The sequence below is a fragment of the Frateuria aurantia DSM 6220 genome (assembly GCF_000242255.2).
GTDB classification, from domain to species: Bacteria; Pseudomonadota; Gammaproteobacteria; order Xanthomonadales; family Rhodanobacteraceae; genus Frateuria; species Frateuria aurantia.
Window position 1 is genome coordinate 1,753,916 of record NC_017033.1, and the last position, 20,246, is coordinate 1,774,161.

17 protein-coding genes are annotated in these 20,246 nt (G+C 64.2%); 12 read left to right on the plus strand and 5 right to left on the minus strand.

Annotated elements, in window-relative coordinates; genetic code table 11:
• Positions 1-4: 4 nt before the first annotated feature.
• The 7 genes from FRAAU_RS08180 to FRAAU_RS08210 all read left to right on the plus strand — a co-directional run bounded on the left by FRAAU_RS08180 (position 5) and on the right by FRAAU_RS08210 (position 9,316).
• Positions 5-1,465, plus strand: coding sequence for an N-acetylmuramoyl-L-alanine amidase (locus FRAAU_RS08180; RefSeq protein ID WP_245546457.1), 1,461 nt, complete (start codon positions 5-7; stop codon positions 1,463-1,465).
• Positions 1,466-1,550: 85 nt separating this feature from the next.
• Complete coding sequence (locus FRAAU_RS08185; protein WP_041270476.1) at positions 1,551-3,539, plus strand: M1 family metallopeptidase; 1,989 nt, start codon at positions 1,551-1,553, stop codon at positions 3,537-3,539.
• 295 nt (positions 3,540-3,834) lie between these two features.
• Positions 3,835-5,700, plus strand: coding sequence for a DNA mismatch repair endonuclease MutL (gene mutL / locus FRAAU_RS08190; RefSeq protein ID WP_014403077.1), 1,866 nt, complete (start codon positions 3,835-3,837; stop codon positions 5,698-5,700).
• A 100-nt stretch (positions 5,701-5,800) separates the two neighbouring features.
• On the plus strand, positions 5,801-6,682 hold the full coding sequence (locus tag FRAAU_RS08195; protein ID WP_245546458.1) for a DUF1684 domain-containing protein: 882 nt from the start codon (positions 5,801-5,803) through the stop codon (positions 6,680-6,682).
• 292 nt (positions 6,683-6,974) lie between these two features.
• Positions 6,975-7,700 carry a BamJ family beta-barrel-assembly machinery protein gene (bamJ, locus tag FRAAU_RS08200; protein ID WP_014403079.1) on the plus strand — a complete coding sequence of 242 codons (726 nt, stop codon included), beginning with the start codon at positions 6,975-6,977 and terminating at the stop codon, positions 7,698-7,700.
• A 115-nt stretch (positions 7,701-7,815) separates the two neighbouring features.
• Positions 7,816-8,457 (plus strand): NUDIX hydrolase, encoded by a 642-nt coding sequence (locus FRAAU_RS08205; protein ID WP_014403080.1) that lies wholly within the window; start codon positions 7,816-7,818, stop codon positions 8,455-8,457.
• The gene (locus FRAAU_RS08210) at positions 8,450-9,316 is read left to right on the plus strand and encodes a sulfurtransferase (protein WP_014403081.1); all 867 of its coding nucleotides are present in this window, start codon (positions 8,450-8,452) and stop codon (positions 9,314-9,316) included. Before FRAAU_RS08205 ends, FRAAU_RS08210 begins: the two co-directional genes overlap by 8 nt.
• A gap of 167 nt (positions 9,317-9,483) precedes the next feature.
• Here the strand turns inward: FRAAU_RS08210 and FRAAU_RS08215 are convergent, their stop codons facing one another.
• The gene (locus tag FRAAU_RS08215; RefSeq protein WP_014403082.1) at positions 9,484-10,944 is read right to left on the minus strand and encodes a DUF4139 domain-containing protein; all 1,461 of its coding nucleotides are present in this window, start codon (positions 10,942-10,944) and stop codon (positions 9,484-9,486) included.
• Between the two features lie 37 nt (positions 10,945-10,981).
• Positions 10,982-11,428, minus strand: coding sequence for an acyl-CoA thioesterase (locus tag FRAAU_RS08220; RefSeq protein WP_014403083.1), 447 nt, complete (start codon positions 11,426-11,428; stop codon positions 10,982-10,984).
• Between the two features lie 435 nt (positions 11,429-11,863).
• Between FRAAU_RS08220 and FRAAU_RS08225 the strand changes: the two genes are divergently transcribed.
• The 5 genes from FRAAU_RS08225 to FRAAU_RS08240 all read left to right on the plus strand — a co-directional run bounded on the left by FRAAU_RS08225 (position 11,864) and on the right by FRAAU_RS08240 (position 16,134).
• A complete protein-coding gene (locus FRAAU_RS08225; RefSeq protein ID WP_014403084.1) occupies positions 11,864-12,859 on the plus strand; it encodes an aldo/keto reductase in 996 nt (331 codons plus the stop codon).
• 22 nt (positions 12,860-12,881) lie between these two features.
• Positions 12,882-13,652: a dihydrofolate reductase family protein gene (locus FRAAU_RS08230; protein ID WP_052317860.1), complete on the plus strand. Its 771-nt coding sequence runs from the start codon at positions 12,882-12,884 to the stop codon at positions 13,650-13,652.
• Positions 13,618-14,379 (plus strand): carboxymuconolactone decarboxylase family protein, encoded by a 762-nt coding sequence (locus FRAAU_RS08235; protein ID WP_014403086.1) that lies wholly within the window; start codon positions 13,618-13,620, stop codon positions 14,377-14,379. The genes FRAAU_RS08230 and FRAAU_RS08235 overlap by 35 nt, the downstream gene beginning before the upstream one ends.
• 63 nt (positions 14,380-14,442) lie before the next feature.
• On the plus strand, positions 14,443-14,577 hold the full coding sequence (locus tag FRAAU_RS17855; RefSeq protein WP_280985212.1) for a hypothetical protein: 135 nt from the start codon (positions 14,443-14,445) through the stop codon (positions 14,575-14,577).
• A gap of 540 nt (positions 14,578-15,117) precedes the next feature.
• Positions 15,118-16,134 carry a zinc-dependent alcohol dehydrogenase family protein gene (locus FRAAU_RS08240; protein WP_014403087.1) on the plus strand — a complete coding sequence of 339 codons (1,017 nt, stop codon included), beginning with the start codon at positions 15,118-15,120 and terminating at the stop codon, positions 16,132-16,134.
• Positions 16,135-16,991: 857 nt separating this feature from the next.
• Here the strand turns inward: FRAAU_RS08240 and FRAAU_RS08245 are convergent.
• The 3 genes from FRAAU_RS08245 to lpdA all read right to left on the minus strand — a co-directional run bounded on the left by FRAAU_RS08245 (position 16,992) and on the right by lpdA (position 20,146).
• A complete protein-coding gene (locus tag FRAAU_RS08245) occupies positions 16,992-17,996 on the minus strand; it encodes a YhdH/YhfP family quinone oxidoreductase (RefSeq protein WP_014403088.1) in 1,005 nt (334 codons plus the stop codon).
• Positions 17,997-18,013: 17 nt separating this feature from the next.
• Positions 18,014-18,610: an LOG family protein gene (locus tag FRAAU_RS08250; RefSeq protein ID WP_014403089.1), complete on the minus strand. Its 597-nt coding sequence runs from the start codon at positions 18,608-18,610 to the stop codon at positions 18,014-18,016.
• 111 nt (positions 18,611-18,721) lie between these two features.
• Positions 18,722-20,146 (minus strand): dihydrolipoyl dehydrogenase, encoded by a 1,425-nt coding sequence (lpdA, locus tag FRAAU_RS08255; RefSeq protein ID WP_014403090.1) that lies wholly within the window; start codon positions 20,144-20,146, stop codon positions 18,722-18,724.
• Positions 20,147-20,246 lie beyond the last annotated feature (100 nt).

Consider the following 20,246-nt stretch of genomic DNA (forward strand, 5'->3'; position numbering starts at 1 on the left):
TGAAGTGATTCGGCTGATCGGGTTCAATACCCTCATGAACTGGGTGCTGACATCAAGCCGCTTTCGACGCGGCGTTGCGGCGGTCGTCGCGCTGCTGCTTGCTGATGCGGCCATGGCCACCGAATTGACCGGACTGCGCAGCTGGGCCACGCCGGCGTCGACACGGGTGGTGCTTGAGTTCGATGCCCGTCCTGAGTACCGGATCGCACCGCAGTTGAACCGTATCCAGGTCGATCTGGCCAGTGTGCATCGCGGAGGGAGCGTTGCCCGCATCACGCCCTCGGGCTTGTTGCGTCGACTCAGCCTCGACACGGTACCGTCGGGATTGCGACTGGGCCTGGATCTGCAGGATCCGGCCGATCTGCATGAATTTCTGCTGCCGCCTTCCGGTGGACACGGCTATCGGCTGGTACTGGATCTGAGTCGCTCGGCCGCGGCGGCAGCGAAAGTCGCGGCGAGTCCGCGGCTGCATGGCATCGCCGCCACCCTGGATGCGGCGGCGATGCTGGGTGCGCAGCGCAATGTGGTGGTAATGGTCGATGCCGGACATGGCGGCAAGGACCCGGGCTCGCACGGGCCCGGCGGTACGCTGGAAAAGAATGTCACATTGGCCGTGGCCAAGTATCTGGCGGCGGCGATCAACCGCCAGCCTGGCATGCAGGCTTTTATGACCCGTGATGATGATAGCTTCGTGCCATTGGAGCGTCGGTTCCAGATGGCACGCGAGCACGATGCCGACCTGTTCGTCTCCATTCATGCCGACGCCTATACCAGCACCGATGCCCGAGGTTCCTCGGTATGGGTGTTGTCGACCAAGGGCAAGGTCAACGCGGCGGCCAGGACCCTGGCTGATCGGGAAAACAACGCCGATCTGGTCGGCGGTGCCTCTTTGGACGGCAAGAGCCGCAGCCTGGCCGCCGTGTTGCTGGATCTGCAGCAGGGCTATGTGCTGGAGGCCGGCCAGGCGATTGCCGGGAATGTGCTGAAGGCCTTGCGCCGGTTGGGCCCCACCCATCGAGGCTATGTCGAGCGGGCCAACTTCGTGGTCCTGCGTTCGCCGGACGTCCCCTCGCTGCTGGTTGAAACGGCCTTCATCAGCAATCCGGGGGAAGAGCGGAAACTGCGCGACCCCCGTCATCAGCAGGCTTTGGCCCAGGCCATCATGGGCGGGGTGCGTGACTATTTCATGCGCACCCCACCGCAAGGGACCTGGTTCGCCGCGCGGAAGCTTTCACCCAGGGCGGTCCGACCGGCGCCGGTACGGATAGCTGTCGCCGCGCCGGATCGGGTGCCGGCGAGGGCCGCAGATGCGGGCATCCGCGAATTGCATCGCGTGGCGAAAGGCGAGAGCCTCAACAGCATTGCGCGCGATTACAGGACCAGTCCTGAGGCTTTGCGATCGGTCAATCATCTTCAGGGAAGCATTCTGCAGGCCGGTGCGGTGCTGGCCATTCCCGAAACTTGATGCTGCACTGCGATAACCTGTTGTGACGGTGGCCGGTATTGCGGGTAGGATGTCGGAGTACGTTACCAAGGGGGATTCCAACTACATGTCACGTTTACCGCAACGCCGGCTGGCCGGCGCCGTTCTCGGGCTGCTGTCTCTGTGCAGCGGCGCTTTTGCCGCAACGCAGCCTTCGGCCCAGGGCTTTGATCCGCGAGAGACCTTTGCGCCTTTTGCCATGCCCCAGTCGGTGAACAGCTACCGTTCGGGGAGTGGTCGGCCCGGCCCGGAGTACTGGCAGAATCGAGCCGACTACCAGCTGCACGCCTGGCTGGATCCGGTTCACCATGTGCTTACCGGTGACGAGGTCATCAGCTATACCAATCACAGTCCGGATGACCTCGGTTCCCTGTGGATCAAGCTGGAACAGAACATCTATCGGCGCGATGCCCGTTCGACCGTGGCCTCGCCATGGCCGCGCAACGACTTCACCGATGGTTTCCGGCTGGCCAAGGTTGAGGTCGAACTGGCCGATGGCAGCCGGCAGGCCGTCCCCTATGTGGTGAACGACACCCGCATGCGGGTGGATCTTCCCCAGCCCGTGGCGGCGCATGGCGGCGCGGTCAAGCTGCATCTGCAGTACAGCTACGACATTCCCGGTACGTGGGGCGGGCGTACTGCGCACACGCCGACCCGGGCCGGCGTGATCGAGGAGATCGCGCAGTGGTATCCACGGATGGAAGTCTATGACGACCTGCGTGGCTGGGACACCCTGCCGTATCTTGGTACGGGTGAATTCTATCTGGAATACGGTGACTTCGATTATCAGGTGACCTTACCCAGCGACATGATCGTGGCGGGCTCGGGCGAACTGGTCAATCCCGGGGATGTCTTGACGGCCACTGAGCAGTCAAGGCTGGCGCAGGCAAGAAGCAGCGACAAGACGGTCTACATCATCCGCCCTGACGAAGTCGGCAAGGCCGCGACCCGTCCGCGCCAGGGCGGAGAGCTGACCTGGCATTTCAAGATGAAGCATACCCGGGACGTGGTGTTCGCGGCTTCCCGTGCCTTCGTCTGGGATGCGGCGCGCATCAATCTGCCCGAGCACAAGCAGGCGCTGGCGATGTCGGTGTATCCGGCCGAGGCCGTGGGCAAGGATCGCTGGGACCGTTCCACCGAGTATCTGAAAGGGGCGGTGGAGATCTTCTCGAAACAGTGGTTCCCCTATCCCTGGCCGGTGGCGATCAATCTGGCCGGACATGGCGCGGGCATGGAATACCCGGGCATGGTCTTTGACGGATATACCGATGCCGGCAAAGAGCTGTTCATGATTACCACTCATGAAATCGGTCACACCTGGTTTCCGATGATCGTCGGCTCAAACGAACGTCGCAACGGATGGATGGACGAGGGTTTCAATACCTTTATCGACATCTACGCCCACGACGCTTTCCATCATGGCGAGTTCGCGCCCAAGCGTGATGGCGAATACGCGCCTGGCGGCGGCAATCCGGTGGAAGAGATCCAGAGCGTGCTGAAAGATCCGATGGCGCCCTATATCGTGGATCGTGCCGATATGGATGTGGGCAAATACCGCCATCCGCTCAGCTATTACAAGCCGGCGCTGGGGCTGGTGCTGCTGCGCGAGCAGATTCTCGGTCGTGACCGCTTTGACCCGGCTTTCCGGGCCTATATTCGCGCCTGGGCCTACAAGCATCCCTCGCCCTCCGATTTCTTCCGCTTTATGGAAAGTGCCGGTGGCGAAGACCTGTCCTGGTTCTGGCGGGGCTGGTATGAGCACAACTGGAATCTGGACTTCGCGGTCACGGGTGTCAGCTATGTGCAGGGCAAACCGGAGCAGGGGGCGCTGGTGACCCTGGCCAGTCTGGACAAGCTGGTGCTGCCGACCTCGTTGCGTGTCGACTATGTCGATGGCAGCCGGCGTGAGGTGGCGGTCCCGGTCGAGGCCTGGCTGGGTGGCGCCAGGATCTCGGTGCCTCTGGCCGGTGGCAAGGCGATTCGTCAGGTCACGGTGGATCCGGATCAGAAGATTCCGGATGCGGACCGGGCCAACAACAGCTTTGTGCTGCACTGAGACCGGCAGGGAGCATGGGGCGGGACAGGCCTCGACAGCAGGTCTGTCCCGCCCCAGTCAAGGATCGGCCCGGGCCGGCCGGCGCCATTCCTGCACGGACCTTCGAGCAAGCGGCCAGCGGCCGAATCTTGCTTTGCCGGCTGCAATCCGAGGCATGGCCGAAGGGAGGGAGCATTGCGTTGGGTCATGTTGCTCCGCTCAAGTGTGCCGCGGCCGGCGATCTGCCGCATCTCCCGCGCGGCGGTGGGGCGTCAGGCCGGTAGCATCTTGATCGGGGCCTGCTTAAGCTAGGCGCATGACAGTGATACGTGCATTACCGATCGAACTGATCAACCAGATCGCCGCCGGGGAAGTGATCGACCGCCCTTCTTCGGTGGTCAAGGAGCTGGTGGAAAACAGCCTCGATGCCGGCGCCCGCCGGATCGAGGTGGATATCGAGCAGGGTGGCTCGCGCCTGATCCGGGTCCGTGATGACGGCGGCGGGATCGGCGAGGAAGATCTTCTGCTGGCGGTGGCGGCCCATGCCACCAGCAAGATCGCCAGCTTTGATGATCTCGAGCACGTCGCCAGCATGGGCTTCCGTGGCGAAGCTCTGGCCTCGATTGCCTCGGTCAGCCGCTTTCGCCTCACTTCGCGCCTGCAAGGCCAGGAACGGGCTCATCAGCTGGAGGTCGACGGCGGCAAACTGCAGCCGGTGCGTCCGGCCCAGCATCCGGTGGGCAGCAGTGTCGAAATCCGCGACCTTTTTTACAATGTGCCGGCGCGCCGCAAGTTTATGCGGGCCGAACGCACCGAATTCGCCCATATCGACGATCTGCTGAAGTCGCTGGCCCTGGCCCGCCGTGGCGTCGAGTTCAGGCTCAGCCACAATGGCAAGCCGGTACGCCTGCTGCGTGCGGCCGATACCCTGGACCAGGGGCTGCTGCGGGTGGCCGAGGTACTGGGCCCCGAGTTTCCCGCACGCAGCCTGCGGATCGATCATGCCGCGGCCGGCATGCAATTGTCGGGCTGGGTGGGGCTGCCTACCGCTTCGCGCTCGATGGCCGATTCGCAGTACTTCTATGTCAACGGCCGTCTGGTCCGCGACAAGATCATCGCCCATGCCGTCAGGCAGGCCTATGCCGATGTGCTGTTCCATGGTCGGCATCCGGCCTTCGTGCTGTATCTGGAGCTGGACCCTGCAGGGGTCGACGTGAATGTACATCCAGCCAAGCATGAGGTGCGCTTTCGCGAGCAGCGGCTGGTGCATGACTTCCTGTTCCGCAGCCTGCACGAGGCCTTGGCCGAGACCCGCGCCGGAGCCTTGCCCGACACGGCTGGATCCGAGAATGCTGCCTCGGCGGCAGAGGGGGGCGGGGCGGTGCTGCGGACAGCGTCCCCTGCGGCCGGGCTCGCTGCCTCGGTGGGTGACGGCCGGGCGGGATGGGGGGCGTTGCCGGCCTCGCAAAGCCGTCTGAGTCTGGGCGTGAGGGATCAGCCGCTGGCCGATTATACGGCGCTGGCCGGTGCGCCGCGGCCGATTCCTGTATCCGCCGGACCGGTTCCCGCGATGCCGGCGGCCAGCGCCGACGAGGATATCCCGCCGCTGGGTTTTGCCCTGGCCCAGCTCAAGCAGATCTATATCCTGGCCGAAAATCGCCAGGGGCTTATCCTGGTCGACATGCATGCGGCGCATGAGCGTATAACCTATGAGAAGTTGAAAGCCGGCCGTACTTCCAGCACCCTGCGCTCGCAGCTGTTGCTGGTGCCTCTGGCGGTGGCGGTCAGTGCGGGCGAGGCGGCGGCGGCGGAGGAGCATGCCGAGGCGCTGGCCGAATGGGGGCTGGAATTGTCCCGCAGCGGACCCTCGGCCATCGTGGTGCGCCGGATTCCCGCCTTGCTGGAAGGGACCGATGTCTCACAGCTGGCCCGTGATGTGCTGGCCGATCTGGCCTCCAACGGCAGTTCACGGCACCTGCAGGAGCTGGAAAACACCTTGCTGGCGACCATGGCCTGTCATGGTTCGGTGCGCGCCGGCCGGCGGTTGAGCGTGACCGAAATGAATGCACTGCTGCGCGAGATGGAGGCCACCGAGCGTTCCGGGCAGTGCAATCACGGACGTCCGACCTGGACCCAGCTCAGTCTGCCTGAGCTGGACAAATTGTTTTTGCGCGGTCGCTGAGTCAGCAGGCGGGTTCTTCCGATCCTGCCGGGGCGGCCGCTTTCAAGGGGCTATTCTGATGTGGCGCAGTGCGGCGTTTATTCTGGCAACGAGTATGAGCATGACTTCAATCCACGCCGACGAACCGGCCATTCCCAATCAGACCCATCCCAACGAGACCACCTACCAGGAGCAGGTCAGCCATTGGCAGGCCCGGCGCCTGCAGCGGCTGACCGCGGCCGATGGCTGGCTGACCCTGATCGGGCTGGAATGGCTGCAGCCCGGCAGCAATACCTTGGGGCGGGCCGAGCACAACAGCATCGTGCTGAAGGCCGGACCGGCCGATTTCGGCCGTATCACTCTGGCCCAGGACGGTACCACCACCCTCGAGTTCGCGCCTGGGATTCATGGGCGGGTCGATGGTCGTGAGGTATCCGGTGCCGTGCTGCTGGGGGATCAGGATGGTGCCCGGGAGCCCAGCCTGGTCGAGGTCGGCAGCATCAGCCTGTTCGTGATCGATCGAGACGGACGCAAGGGCCTGCGGATCAAGGATTCCCAGGCACCCAGCCGGAGTCACTTCCAGGGGCTGGATTATTTTCCGATTGATCCGGCGTGGCGGGTCGAGGCACGCTGGGTTCCGTTTGACCCGCCGCACTCATTGCCGATCGGGTCGGTGCTGGGCACCGTCAGCGATACGCCGGTGCCGGGCAAGGCGGTCTTCGAAAAAGACGGGCATCGTTACGAGCTGTACCCGATCCAGGAAGAGCCGGGGTCGCTGTTCTTCATCATCGCCGATCGCACCTCAGGCAAGGAAACCTACGGAGCCGCGCGTTTCATCACGACCGGGCTGCCGCATGACGGTCATCTGACCATCGATTTCAACGAGGCCTACAATCCGCCCTGCGCGTTCACTGCTTACGCCACCTGTCCGCTGCCCCCTCCTGAAAACCGGCTGGACCTGCGCGTGACGGCCGGGGAGAAGAAGTACCGCGGCGAGCATTGATCCGGCTTGCAGGCAGCCTCCACCTGGCGCTTGATGTATAGTTGGGCGGCACCGACGCCTTGTGCAACAAGCGCCTGTACGCTTGACCGGCGGCATGGCATTCCGGGCTGATTCCGCAGCGCATCAGCCCGGGAACCTTTGCCGCAACGGACTGCCTAAGCAGTGAGCGTGCCGGGTTGGCAGTGGCGCCGCACGTCGGGATCCGATCCAAGATGAGTCAACATCGCCTGTGCTTCTGTATTCAAATGGTTTGTGGTGGTCTGCTGTCGGCGGCGCCGTGCGGAGTGGCGTGGTGAGTCGCGCGGTGTGTCTTGCCTTCGGTCTGCTGGCCGGATTGTCGTGGCTGGGTCCTCTGGCTGCCCAGGCTGCCGGGCAGGACAAGGGCGCCGCTCATGCGGTGCCGCTGGACCGGCACAAGTTGTCCTATACCATCGGCTACCAGATCGGCAGCCAGTTCGCCGGTGGCGATCCGGCGATCGATCTGCCTACCTTGGAGCATGCCATCGAGGATGCCTATTACCGGCGTTCGCCCAGTGTCGCGACGCAGGACATGCGCGAGCAGCTGCAGGCACTGGATGCGCATATGCACCATCGCGCCGAGAGCGACTTTCAACGTACCGCCGAGACCAATGCCCGCAACAGCGCACTGTACCTTTCCCGCAACAAGCTACGGCCGGGCGTGATCAGCCTTCCTTCCGGGATCCAGTATCGGGTGGTGGAGCGGGGCAAGAGCAGGCAGCAGCCCAGCCTGACCAGTTCCGTCACCATCAATTATCGCGGCATGCTGGTCGATGGTACCGAGTTTGACAGTTCCTGGGCCCACGGCGCGCCGGTCAGCTTTGTCGTCAGTCAGGTGATACCGGGTTGGCGTGAGGTGCTGCCGAGAATGCATGTCGGCGATCGTTGGTCGGTGGTGATTCCCCCGCAACTGGCTTTTGGCCTGCGCGGAGAGATGCCCCGTATAGGCCCGAACGAGGCGCTGATCTTCGACATCGAACTGCTTTCGGTCAAGCCCTGAGTCGGGCGGGACATCCAGATGCGTTCAGAGGGGTGGATCGGGCTCGGCATCGGAAAGGGGGTTTCTGGCCCGGGTTCGTTGCCGGCCCGGTTGCGGGGCACGGCGGAGCCGGCGCATGCCTGAATCGCTGCCCATGTCCGGCCAGGGTCTGTATCCGGTCGCGGCGCCTCCGGGCGGTCCGGCCTGGAATCATGCCGATTTCGCCGATGAGGACAAGAGCGAGCCTCTGCGGCAGGCTGCCGTACTGGTCGGTCTGCGCCAGCTGCCGCAGCCGCGGTTGATTCTTACCGTCCGGACGATGACTTTGCAGGCTCATGCCGGCCAGGTGGCGTTTCCGGGCGGACGGGTCGATCCAGGTGATGCGGATGCCGTTGCCGCGGCCTTGCGCGAAGCCGAAGAAGAGGTCGGTCTGGCCCGCCGCTGGGTGCGGCCACTGGCTTGCCTTGAGCGCTTCGAGACCGTGAGCGGATACCTGATCACGCCGGTGCTGGCCTGGGTGGACCCCGCTGCCACCTGCATTCCGCAACCCGCCGAGGTGGACCAGGTTTTCGAGGTGCCGCTGGCCTTTCTGCGCGATCCGGCAAATCTGCGCCGTCAGTGTGTCAGTTACCGGGGGCGGCCTCGCGAGCTGGTCGAATACCATTACCAGGGCTATCGGATCTGGGGCGCCACGGCGGCGATATTGCATCGCTGGCTGAGCGCTGCCTCGGCAGGTGATACTGCCGACTTTCAGCTCGCCCAGGATCCTCATGTCTGACCTTCCTCCCGTGCTCAGTGTCGAGCAGTTGCGCCAGCTGCTGTCGGCCCGGCCCTTGCTTGTTGACTGCCGCTTCGATCTCGCTCGACCCGACGCCGGTCGCCACGCCTGGCAGGCCGGGCATCTGCCGGGGGCCGTGCATGCCGATCTGGATCGCGATCTTTCGGATCTGTCACGGGTCAGTTGGGGTCTGGGTCGGCATCCGCTGCCTGCGGCCGAAGCCTGGGCCGCCACGCTGGGGCGTTGGGGCTGGACCCCCGGCAGGGCATTGATTGCCTACGATGCGGCGGGCGGGGCGATGGCCGCCGCACGGATGTGGTGGCTGGCCAGAAGCAGCGGTATCCGCCAGGTGGCGGTTCTGGATGGCGGTCTGCCGGCCTGGCAAGCCGCTGGCGGCGAGCTGGGCCAGGCTGCGCCTGAGTCCGAATCGTCGGATATACGGATGGAGCTGGCCTGGCCAGCCCGGACTCAGGCCACCGCTGAAGAATTGACGACAGGCGTTGCCGCAGGTACGACGGTGCTGCTGGATGCGCGGGCTCCGGCACGTTTCAGTGGCGAGGTCGAGCCTATCGATGCGGTGGCCGGCCATGTGCCGGGTGCGCTCAATCGGCCCTTTGCCTTGAATCTGGAAGCTGACGGCCGCTTCCGCCCGGCCGCTGTACTGCGGGCTGAGTTCACGGAACTGCTGGGAGGGCGCGAACCCGGTCAGATGGTGCACATGTGCGGTTCCGGCGTGTCGGCCTGCCACAATCTGCTGGCGATGGAGCATGCCGGACTCATCGGCTCGCGTCTGTATCCGCCTTCATGGAGTGGCTGGATCAGCGAGCCTCGTCGCAAGATCGCGCGTGGGTCGTCCTGACGCTGCCTTCAAGGTCGGCGTGCGCCGACCCAGAAAACGCCATGCGAATGCCTGTCGATGGGCCTGAGGCTGGCGCGGCCTGCATGAATCACCTCGATGTCCAGGGGCAGATCAACCCACGGCGGACGGCTGCCGGTTCGGCATCCGTCCGCGTGCATCGATGATGGTCAGTTGCTGCCGTTCGGCAGGTCGCCGACCTGCCATTGATAACGGATCGTGTACTTCAATACCGTCTGGCCATGGGCCGGGACCTTGAGCTGGAAGCTGGTCTGGCTGGGGCCGTCCTTGATCGCGCGGGCGTTGGAATCGATGACGGTCCAGTTGGACCAGCGCTGGGGATGAGCCAGAATCCGGACCTGACTGCCGGAACTGCCGGCATTGTCGACCGTGACCTGAAATTGCTCGTCGAGCTGGCGCCGCGCCCGGTCGATGTGGCTGGCCAGCCGTTGCTGACGGGCCGTCAATTGAAAGCTCTGGCCCAGGGTCAGTTCGATCGGCTGTGCCGCGGCGGTGTCGGACAATCGGCTGCTGCCGAGCAACTGCTGGCGGCCGTCGCTGTCTGCGGTTTTCACGTAGATGGTACCGGCGGGCAAGTTCACCGGCGCCGTGAATTCCAGCCGGGTTTCCACCGCCGGTGATTCATTGATCGGATAATTGCCCAGCTCGGGCTGCTGGCGGCCGATGGCCGAGCTGCCCAGATCGACCTGGATGCTGCGCTGGCAGGCAATGGTCTGGGCGGGATACAAGGGCAGTTGTGTGATGCTCTGGTCCGGCAGGTCCACCTCGGCCGGCAGTCGGTAGCGGCGGTAGGCATCCAGTGCCGACTGTTCCGGCAAGCTGTCCGAGGAGGCCTTGGCCATGGCCCGGAACATCACCGGACGTACCCCGGCTTCAGCGTCAAGATTGACGGTGCCAGCGATCAGGTCCACCCGTACATGCTGCCAGTCACGGCCGCTGCGATTGCCGATGCTGGCCTGCGCATCCAGTTGCAGGCTGCAGCGATCCCCACCGGACAGGCGGGCCTGGTAGACCGCCCGCCAGCCCAGACCATGGGTGGCATAACTGAGGGCCACCGGAGCGGCGCCGGCACGATGGGCATCCAGTGCCAGCTGCAGGCTGGCCCCGCCCGCGGGAACGGACGGGCTGCGGATGGCGGCGTAGTGCTGGATCAGCATGATGCCGTTGACGGCATCCTTGATGGCCAGGCCATTCTGGCTGGACAGCACCGTGCCCTGGGCGATGACCTGGCCATTGTCACCGATCACGTCCACACGCTTGCCCAGCAGGGCCAGTGCGGGGTTGCCCGAGGGGGGCAGCAGCTGGCTGGAGCGCAGCGTCCAGGCTCCGTCGGGGCTTTGTAGGCTCAGGGTCTGGGGATCCAGCAGCGGGGGCAGGGAATCGATGCGCTGCGTCTGGAGGCCGGACTGCAGAGGCAGGCTGCGGTCCTCGTTGACCATCGCGTAGCCGCTGTCGACCGTGCCATCCGCCGTGGCCGAGAACAGGGCATTGCCGGTATCCCGATAAATGGTCAGGCCGGGTTCCCGCGCGGCGGCCACGGACATGGCCGAGGCTGTGCACAGCAGGGCCAAGGCAATGCTGAGAGGGCGCCGGGTTGCGCGTAGGGACATGGACTCGCTCCTTTGACTTGCCGATGAAAAGTGATGCTCAGTGAGCCTCGGTATCGCCCAGAGCACGCCGGATGGCGGCGGGAATGGTGACCGGCCGGCCGGTGTCGCTGTCTGTCCAGACCATGACGGTACGGCATTCGGCATGCAGTCGTGTGGCCAGCTCCGACCCTTCCGGTCGGGTCAGCAGGCGATAGCCGAGGGTGGCCGAACTGTTGCCGAGTCGTTCGCAGTACAGCTCGATATACACCGTCGCCGGCCATTCGATGGGCAGGCGATACTGGATCTCGCAAGCCGCCATCAGCGCCCGGGACTGGTGGATGTCGAGGGCCTCAGGAACGGTGCTCATCCAGGCCAGTCTCGACTCCTCCAGATAACGCATATAGACCGCATTGTTGACATGGTTGAAAGCATCCATGTCGCCCCAGCGGACGGGGACTTCGGTGGTTCCGATCAGGCGCGGTGTCGCAGGGACTTCCGATGACATCAGGCAACCTCGCAAGGGTCTGGCGGTGGTGCCCAATGGTCGCTGCCGCCGCCGCAAAATGCCAGCCTCCGCGTTTCGGGGTTCAGCCTGGGGCCAGTGCGAACCCGGCAGCAGCACTTTTGCCCGACCGAGGCAGATGGCGGCTTTCATCAGTCCGCTGCAGCCGTTTCTTGCATCAGCGAGCCGTGGACTCGGGGGACGGAAGGCCGGTGCAGGGCTTGCCAGACAGTCATCTTTGGTTTTCCTCATCACCGTCAGAGGCCTGCAGATCAAGGATATGTGGTCGGGCAGTTCGAGCTGGCGAACTTGTGGGACCAGGTTAACTGCACAATTCATATCTGAAATTCATCAGATCATTCAATTTTTGATGGTTTATCAATAATAGGTGTCGGCGATATCTTGATTGCATCGTCCGTTTCCGCAAAGAGTGCAAACATGATCAAGCGTCCATTGGGCAAAAGCGGTCTGGCAGTATCGGCCATCGGTTTCGGCTGCATGGGGCTGAATTTCAGTTACGGCCATGCACTGGAAGAGCGTGACTCGATCACGCTGATCCGGCAGGCGGCCGAACGCGGCGTGGATTTCTTCGACACTGCCGAAATATATGGCCCCTTCACCAATGAAATGGTCGTGGGCAAGGCGCTGGCGCCGATACGCGATGAGGTCGTGATCGCCACCAAGTTCGGCTTTGACATCGATCAGGCATCGGGTCAGAACCGTGGACTGAACAGCCGTCCGGAACATATCCGGGCCGTTGCCGAAGCCTCCCTGAAGCGTCTGGGCATCGAGACCATTGATCTGCTCTACCAGCACCGGGTCGACCCGGCCGTGCCGATCGAGGACGTTGCCGGTGCGGTCAAGGACCTGATTGCCGAGGGCAAGGTTCGTCACTTTGGACTGTCCGAGCCGGGTGCGGCGACGGTGCGTCGTGCGCATGCCGTGCAGCCGGTCACGGCGCTGCAGAACGAGTATTCGTTGTGGACGCGTGGCCCGGAGACCAATGGAATTCTCAAGGCCTGTGAGGAACTGGGTATCGGCCTGGTCGCCTACAGCCCGCTGGGCAAGGGCTTTCTGACCGGGGCGATGGGCAAGGACGCCAAGATCGCCGAGAACGACTTCCGTCGTCTGCTGCCCCGGTTCAGTCCGGAGGCGATGGCGGCCAATCAAGGCCTGATCGACGTGCTCAAACAGGTGGCTGATCGCAAGCAGGCGACGCTGGCCCAGATTGCGCTGGCCTGGCTGCTGAGCCGCAAGCCGTGGATCGTTCCGATTCCGGGTACGACCAGACTTTCGCGACTGGAAGAGAATCTGGCCGCGGCTGATATCAGTCTGGGTGTCGAGGATCTGGCCGACATCGAATCGGCGCTGGCGGCGATCAAGGTCGAGGGCGAGCGCTATCCCCCCCAGCTGATGGCCACGGTCGGACGCTGAGGACGACGCAGGCATGTCCGCGATGTCACGCCCTTTGGTGATCTGCCACATGATGAGTTCGATCGACGGGCGCCTGCTGGTCGATCGCTGGACGCTCCATGCCGATGGCAGCGGGCTGTCCGGCATCAGCAGGATGTACGAGTCCTGCGGACAGCAACTGGCGGCCGATGCCTTCATCATCGGCCGGCGCTCGATGAGCGAATTTGATCAGGTGCAAATCGGAGATGCGAGCGTAGGGCCTGCGAAGGCCCGCCGCCCCTACCGTGATTCCGAGGCCCATGGCCGCTGGGCGGTGGTGCTGGATCCCGGCGGACGGCTGCGTTACGCCGGACCACGGGTCGAGGGCGAGCCGGTGCTGGCTGTGCTGTCAACGCAGGTCACGGATGTCTATCTCGCCGAGCTGCGCCGCCACGGCGTGTCTTATGCCTTTGCGGGCAAGGATGGCCGCGATCTGGACGCGGCGCTGACGGTGCTGCACGAAGTATTCGATGTGGATCGGCTGCTGCTGGAAGGAGGCGGCGTGACCAATGGCCGGTTCTTTGCGGCAGGTCTGGTCGACGAGATGAGTTTGTTGATCTACCCGGGGCTGGACGGGCGTGCCGGCAGTCCAGCCATTATCGAGGCCGAGGTGGCGCCCGGGCTTCCGGTGTTTCCTGGCATGAAACTTCAATCCATGTCCACCCAGGTGCTGGCGGCCGGCTATGTCTGGCTGCGCTATCAGGTGGTCGTTCCAGCCCATGCGACGGAGTCGATATCCCATGGCGATCAGCCAGCAAGCCTTGCAGAACCTTGAGTTCCTGTTTCCCGCCGACCAGTCCGAGCTGCCCCGGACTGATCCCGATCTGGTCGAGATCTTTGCCAACTTTGCCTTTGACGAGGTGCTGCGGGAGAGCCTGCTGCCGCAGCGTACCCGACTGATGGTGCAGCTGGCCGCCTTGATCGCGACCGGCGCGCAGACCGAGTTCAAGGTCATGCTGGAAGCCGCGGCAAGTGCAGGCGTCACCCCGGTCGAGATGAAGGAGGTGGTCTATCAGGCCGTACCCTATGTCGGTCTGGGCCGCACGATTGATTTCGTCCACCTGCTCAATGAGTATCTGCTGGCCGATGGCGTGGCATTGCCGCTGCCTTCGCAGGCCACCACCACGGCCGCGGACCGGATGGCCAAGGGGCTGGCGCTGCAGAAGGCCGTTGCCGGCGCCGAGGTGATCGAGGCGATGCAGGCCAGTGCGCCTGCGGATCTCGTGCATGTGCAGCGCTTCCTCAGCGGAAACTGCTTTGGGGATCATGTCAGCCGGGCCGGACTGGACATCGCCACCCGCGAGCTGGTCACGCTTGCCTTGTTGGCCAGTCTGGGTGGTTGCGATCCGCAGCTGCAGGGGCATGTCGCCATCAATCTGAAGGTCGGCAATGACCGATGGGTGCTGATCGATGTCGTGGCGCAGATTCTGCCGTTCATCGGTTATCCGCGTGCGCTCAACGCTCTGCGTGGCATCCAGGAGAAGGCACCGGCCCAGAACTGAGGGCGTTATCTCCGTTCGCGCTGCAAGGCGTGTGGATGGCCGGGGACGAGAGGGATTCTGATCATGAACATTTCGGTGGCAGGCGCCAACGCCAGCATCGGCCGGCTGCTCGTGGCGAGGGCGGCGGCCGAAGGGCATGCAGTCTATGCCGTGGTACGGCGTGCAATACGAGGACTGTTCCCCGAGGGTGTCCAGTAGATCGTGGCGGACATCACCCCGACCCGGAGCCCTGGACGAGGTATTGGCGGTCTGCGATGTGGTGGTTTTTTACGCATAGTGTTCGTGGCGGTCGTTACGCGATGGAGGCGGTGAATCACGGTGCAGTGAAACACGTGCTGACAGGTCTGCGCGGGCGCAGGGTCCGCGTGGCACGGATGACCGCGATCGGCATGGGCCATCACGAAGGTGTCTGCAGCCGTTCCACTGGCGGGCCCGACCGGAGGCGGCGATCCGAGCGTTTGCTGCGCGCCAGCGGGCTGTCATGCACCATCGTTCGAGCTGGCTGGTTTGATGGCAACACGCCGGACCCGCAGCGACGGCTACTTCAGGGAGGCCGCAGCCACACGCGCTGGACGGTGCCGAAGATGCCGATGGCCTGCCGCTTGCGGATGAGCCGCTCTCGGTTCGTGCCGAACTTGAGGCGATGACCGCTCTGGCGCCCAGTTCGCGCTGAGCCGATAGATGCCGATGACCCATGCCGGGTGGTCGGCTTGTTCCGCAAGACACAGGAGATACCGTATGTTGGGAACATTGATGTATGCCCCGGGTCAGGTGAAGGTGGAAGACGTCGCCGAGCCCAGCCTGCTCAAGCCGACCGATGCGATCATCAAGCTGGCGGCCAGCTGCATCTGCGGCTCGGATCTGTGGCCGTATCGCGGCCACGGTGACTTCGCCCAGCCGATGTCGATGGGGCATGAGTACTGCGGTGTGGTCGTCGCCGTCGGCGAGGCGGTCTGCACGGTCAAGCCCGGCCAGTTCGTGGTCGGTTCGTTCTGCCTTTCGGACAATACCTGCCCTCATTGCCAGTACGGGTTCCAGTCGTCCTGCGAGCAACGCGAATTCATGAGCGGTGCTCAGGCCGAACTGGCGCGGGTACCCCTGGCCGACGGCACCCTGGTGGCGCTGGAGGCACATCCTCCGGCGGACCTGATTCCGTCCCTGCTGGCAGCATCCGATGTGCTGGGCACGGGCTGGTATGCGGCGGATGCGGCAAGAGTCCAGCCGGGCTCCACCGTGGTTGTGGTGGGCGACGGCGCGGTGGGTCTGATGGGTGTACTGTCGGCCCGGCAGATGGGAGCGACGCGCATCATTGCGATGAGTCGCCACAAGCAGCGCCAGGAACTGGCCCTGGAGTTCGGGGCCACCGACATCATTGCCGAGCGTGGAGAAGACGGTATTGCGGCGGTGAAGGCACTGACTCGCCATGTCGGTGCCGATGCCGTGCTGGAGTGCGTGGGCACCCAGCAGTCGATGGCGCAGGCATTGGCATGCGCGCGCCCGGGTTCGATGATCGGCTATGTCGGCGTACCGCATGGCGTGGAATTCGACGGACAGCAGCTGTTCTTTGGCCAGAAAGGCATGCTGGGCGGCCCCGCGCCGGTGCGGCGCTTTCTGCCCGACCTGTTGGCCCTGATCGAGACGCGCAAGATCAATCCGGGCAGGGTCTTCGATCTGGAACTGCCGCTGGCCGATGCAGCGGCGGGCTATCGCGCCATGGACAGTCGCGAGGCCATCAAGGTGTTGCTGCGGACCTGAGCCGGCACGAGGTCGATACAGTTGCGCTCCGGACCCGGGCAAGCCCGGAGCGCAGCTGCAGGGTGAAGTGGCTGGCGCATGATGACGCGGCAGCGTGATGGGGCAGAGGGCGAGCCGATGAAAGGTACTGAACACGATTGGAGCGTGGTGGCGCTCGAGGGCTGTGCAGGGGTTTTGCGGGTATGGCAAAGATCCTGGCCTGCCCAGGGAGGCCATCTCGGCCTTGCGGTCTGGATGGATGCCTCGACCCTGAGTTGGGAATGGGAAGTGACTCACGTCGACTCGAATCGATCCAAGGCTGGAGGTGCCGCATCCAGCCTGATCAAGGCGGGGCAGGCGGCCGAGGTGGCCGCTGCGGATATTTTCAGACGTTGCCAGCGCTCGGTGGCCGCGGGAGTGCCTGCTGTTCTCGTGCGATCGGGTTGTCCGCAGGAGGTCCCGATGCCCGGTCCGGCACGCACTGATCCGGCCAGCGCTTCATCTAAACCTCAAGATACGGTTCTACCACCAAGCGGGAGAACATGACATTCGATACGGCGCATCGGCGCCAGCAAGCGGCGGTGCTGTCCATCATTCTGGATGCATCCATCGTTTTCACCGGACTGCCCAGAATCCACCTGGATCTGGCCTTTCCCCCCGCCCAGCTGGTCTGGGTGCAGAATCGCTGCACGGGCCGTGGCCGGGATCGGTTCCAGTGTCGACCTGGCTCAGGGCCGCCTGTACGGACTCAGCCTGGCCCAGCCAGGCACGCCTCGTCTTGCTGCGATCGCATTGCCGATGGCGGTGCTGGGCATGGGGCAAGGGCTGAGCTTTGGTCCTGATCCTACCTGCACGCCAGACGCTGATGGTCCGGGCGGTCAGAGACTGTCTTCACCGCCGACGCGGACCAAGGTGCGTCCGAAGGATTCGCCGGCGAGCATCTTTTCGAAGACCTCGGGCAGCTGTTCCAGTCCCACGACGGCCGTGGTGATGGTGTCCAGATGGCGGGGCTTCCAGGCGCCGGCGAGGCGTTCCCATACCCGGTCGCGGATATCGCGGGCGGTGCCTGCGGAGGCGATCCCGAGCACGGAGACTCCGCGCAGGATCCAGGGCAGTACGGTGGTTTCGACCTTGATGCCGCCGGCATTGCCGCAGATGGCCAGGTTGCCGTAGGGCACGATGCGCGGCAGCAAGGCGGCCAGGGCAGGGCCGCCGACATTGTCCAGAGCGCCACCGTACTGGGCGCGCTCCAGTGGCTTGGCGGCCGGAGCCAGGGCCGAGCGGTCCAGTACTTCGGCAGCCCCCAGGGTGCGCAACTGTGCGGCGTGTCCGGTCTTGCCGCTGATCGCATGGACCTGATAGCCGGCAGCACTGAAAATGTCGATCGCCAGCATGCCGACGCCGCCGCTGGCACCGGTGATCGCGATGGGGCCCATGTCCGGCCGCTGGCGATTTTCCTCCATCCGCAGCAGGGCCAGTGCCGCGGTGAAGCCGGCGGTACCCAGCTGCATGGCGGCGCGCAGGCTCAGCTGCCTGGGTAGCGGAATGGCCCAGCGTGAAGGCAGGCGGGCATATTCGGCATAGCCACCGTCCAGGGTTTCGGACAGCCCGCACCCGGTGCAAAGTACCTTGTCGCCTTCGCGGAAGGCCGGATCCTCGGATGTCACCACCACGCCGGCCAGGTCGACACCGCCGTTCAGTGGATAGCTGCGCAGAATGCGGCCCTTGCCGGTGCCGGCAAGGGCATCCTTGTAGTTGACCGAGGACCAGGCAACCTTGACCAGTACTTCCCCGGGCGTCAGCGTATCGGTCTGGATCTGCTCGATACCGCCGCGATAACCGTTTTCATCGTCGTGGATGCGAAACGCCTGGAAGCTGGTCATGGGGCACTCCTGGCCGTTCAGGCCTTGATGGTGTTGGCGTCAATCCATTTGGGAACATAGCCGGATTCATAGGTTTCCAGCCACTTGAACAGACTTTCGAGTTCGGTGCCGTACCACAGGCTGTCGCGCTGCGCACCTCGCAGAAATCCTTCATCCACCATGTGGTCGATCGACTGCCGCAACAGGTCGTAATAACCGCGCGTATTGACGAAGGCACAGGGAAAGCGGTGCAGGCCGAGCTGGGCCCAGGTCAGCATTTCGAACATTTCATCCATGGTGCCGAAGCCGCCGGGCAGGGCGACGAAGGCCTCGGACAGTTCGTACAGCCGGGTCTTGCGCTGATGCATGGTCTCCACCACTTCCAGGGTGGTCAGGCCGGTATGGCCGACTTCCTTTTCCATCAGCTGGCGGGGAATCACGCCATGGACTTCACCACCGGCGGCCAGCACCGCATCGGCCACCGCGCCCATCAGACCGACCTTGCCCCCGCCGTAGACCAGGCGGATGCCGCGTCGGGCGAGTTCCTTGCCAAAGGCTGTGGCGGTTTCTTTGTATTCGGGGTTCAGGCCACTGCTGGAGCCGCAGTAGACACATAAAGCTTTGATCTTGCGCATATCGGATCCTGAAGGCATCGTAACGCCGATCCGATCAAGTATAGCGCTTGCAGATACCCGTCGTGCGGCAGGACATGATCCTTGCCGCACGACGGGTTCAGGCTGCCGGGCTCAGTTGCCCTTGTGGATCGCCCGTTTGTCGACGGCCAGAGCGGCCTCGTGCACGGCTTCGGACAAGGTCGGATGGGCATGGACGATACGGGCCAGATCTTCGGAAGAGCCCTTGAATTCCATGGTCACCACGGCTTCGGCGATCAGCTCGGACACACCGGGACCGACCATGTGCACGCCCAGCACGCGGTCGGTATCCGCATGGGCCAGCACCTTGACCTGGCCGACGGCCTCGTTCATGGCGACGGCACGCCCGACGGCGGCGAAGGGGAAGGTGCCGACCTTGTAGGGGATGCCGGCTTCCTTCAGCTGCGCCTCGGTCTTGCCGGCCCAGGCGATTTCCGGTTCGGTATAGATGACCCAGGGGATGGTGTCGAAGTCGATGTGGCCGGCCTTGCCGGCAATCCATTCGGCGACGGCCACGCCTTCTTCCGAACCCTTGTGGGCCAGCATCGGACCGCGGACGGCATCGCCGATGGCCCAGACGCCGTCGACGCCGGTATGGTTGTGGTCGTCCACCACGATGCGGCCGCGCTCATCCAGCTTGACGCCGACATTCTCGGCCAGCAGACCCTCGGTATAGGCTCGGCGACCGACGGCGACCAGCAGCTTGTCGACGATCAGTACGTGCTCACCATCCTTGTCGGCATAGCTGAGATGGACTTCGTCGTTCTTGATCTCGACGCCGCTGGCCTTGGCGCCGACCTTGATCTTCAGGCCCTGCTTGGCGAATTCCTTGGCGGCGATCTTGGCGACGTCGGCATCGGCCACCGACAGGAAGGCCGGCAAGGCCTCCAGCACGGTGACATCCGAGCCCAGCCGGTTCCAGACGCTGCCCAGTTCGAGGCCGATCACGCCTGCGCCGATGACGCCCAGACGCTTGGGTACTTCGGTCAGATCCAGAGCGCCGGCATTGTCGATGATGTACTTGCTGTCGAACTTCGCGAACGGCAGCTCGATCGGCACCGAGCCCGAGGCCAGGATCACATTGGTGCCGCTGATGGTGGAGGTCTTGCCTTCCGGGTCGGTAATCTCGACCTGGTTGCCCTTCAGCAACTTGCCCTTGCCGAAAAACGGGGTGACCTTGTTGGCCTTGAACAGCTGGCCGATGCCGCCGGTGAACTGCTTGACGATCTTGTCCTTGCGGCCGATAAAGGTCTTCAGATCGATCTTTGCGTTTTCCACCGTGATGCCATGCACCGGCAGATTGTGGGCCAGATTGTAGAACTGCCTAGAGGAATCGAGCAGGGCCTTGGAGGGGATGCAGCCCACGTTGAGGCAGGTGCCACCCAGGGCCTGCTTGCCGTCCTTGCCGGCAAAGGCGTCGACCACCGCGACCTTCAGGCCCAGCTGGGCGGCGCGGATGGCGGCCACATAACCGGCTGGGCCGGCCCCGATGACGACGACGTCGAATTTGTCGCTCATGGTAATTCCTTGAGACTGCAGGAAGGGTGTGGACCCTCCCGTCGAATGGGCGAGTGCCGTGCTGGCGACTGGATGATCATGGCGGATCTGCTGTGCAGAT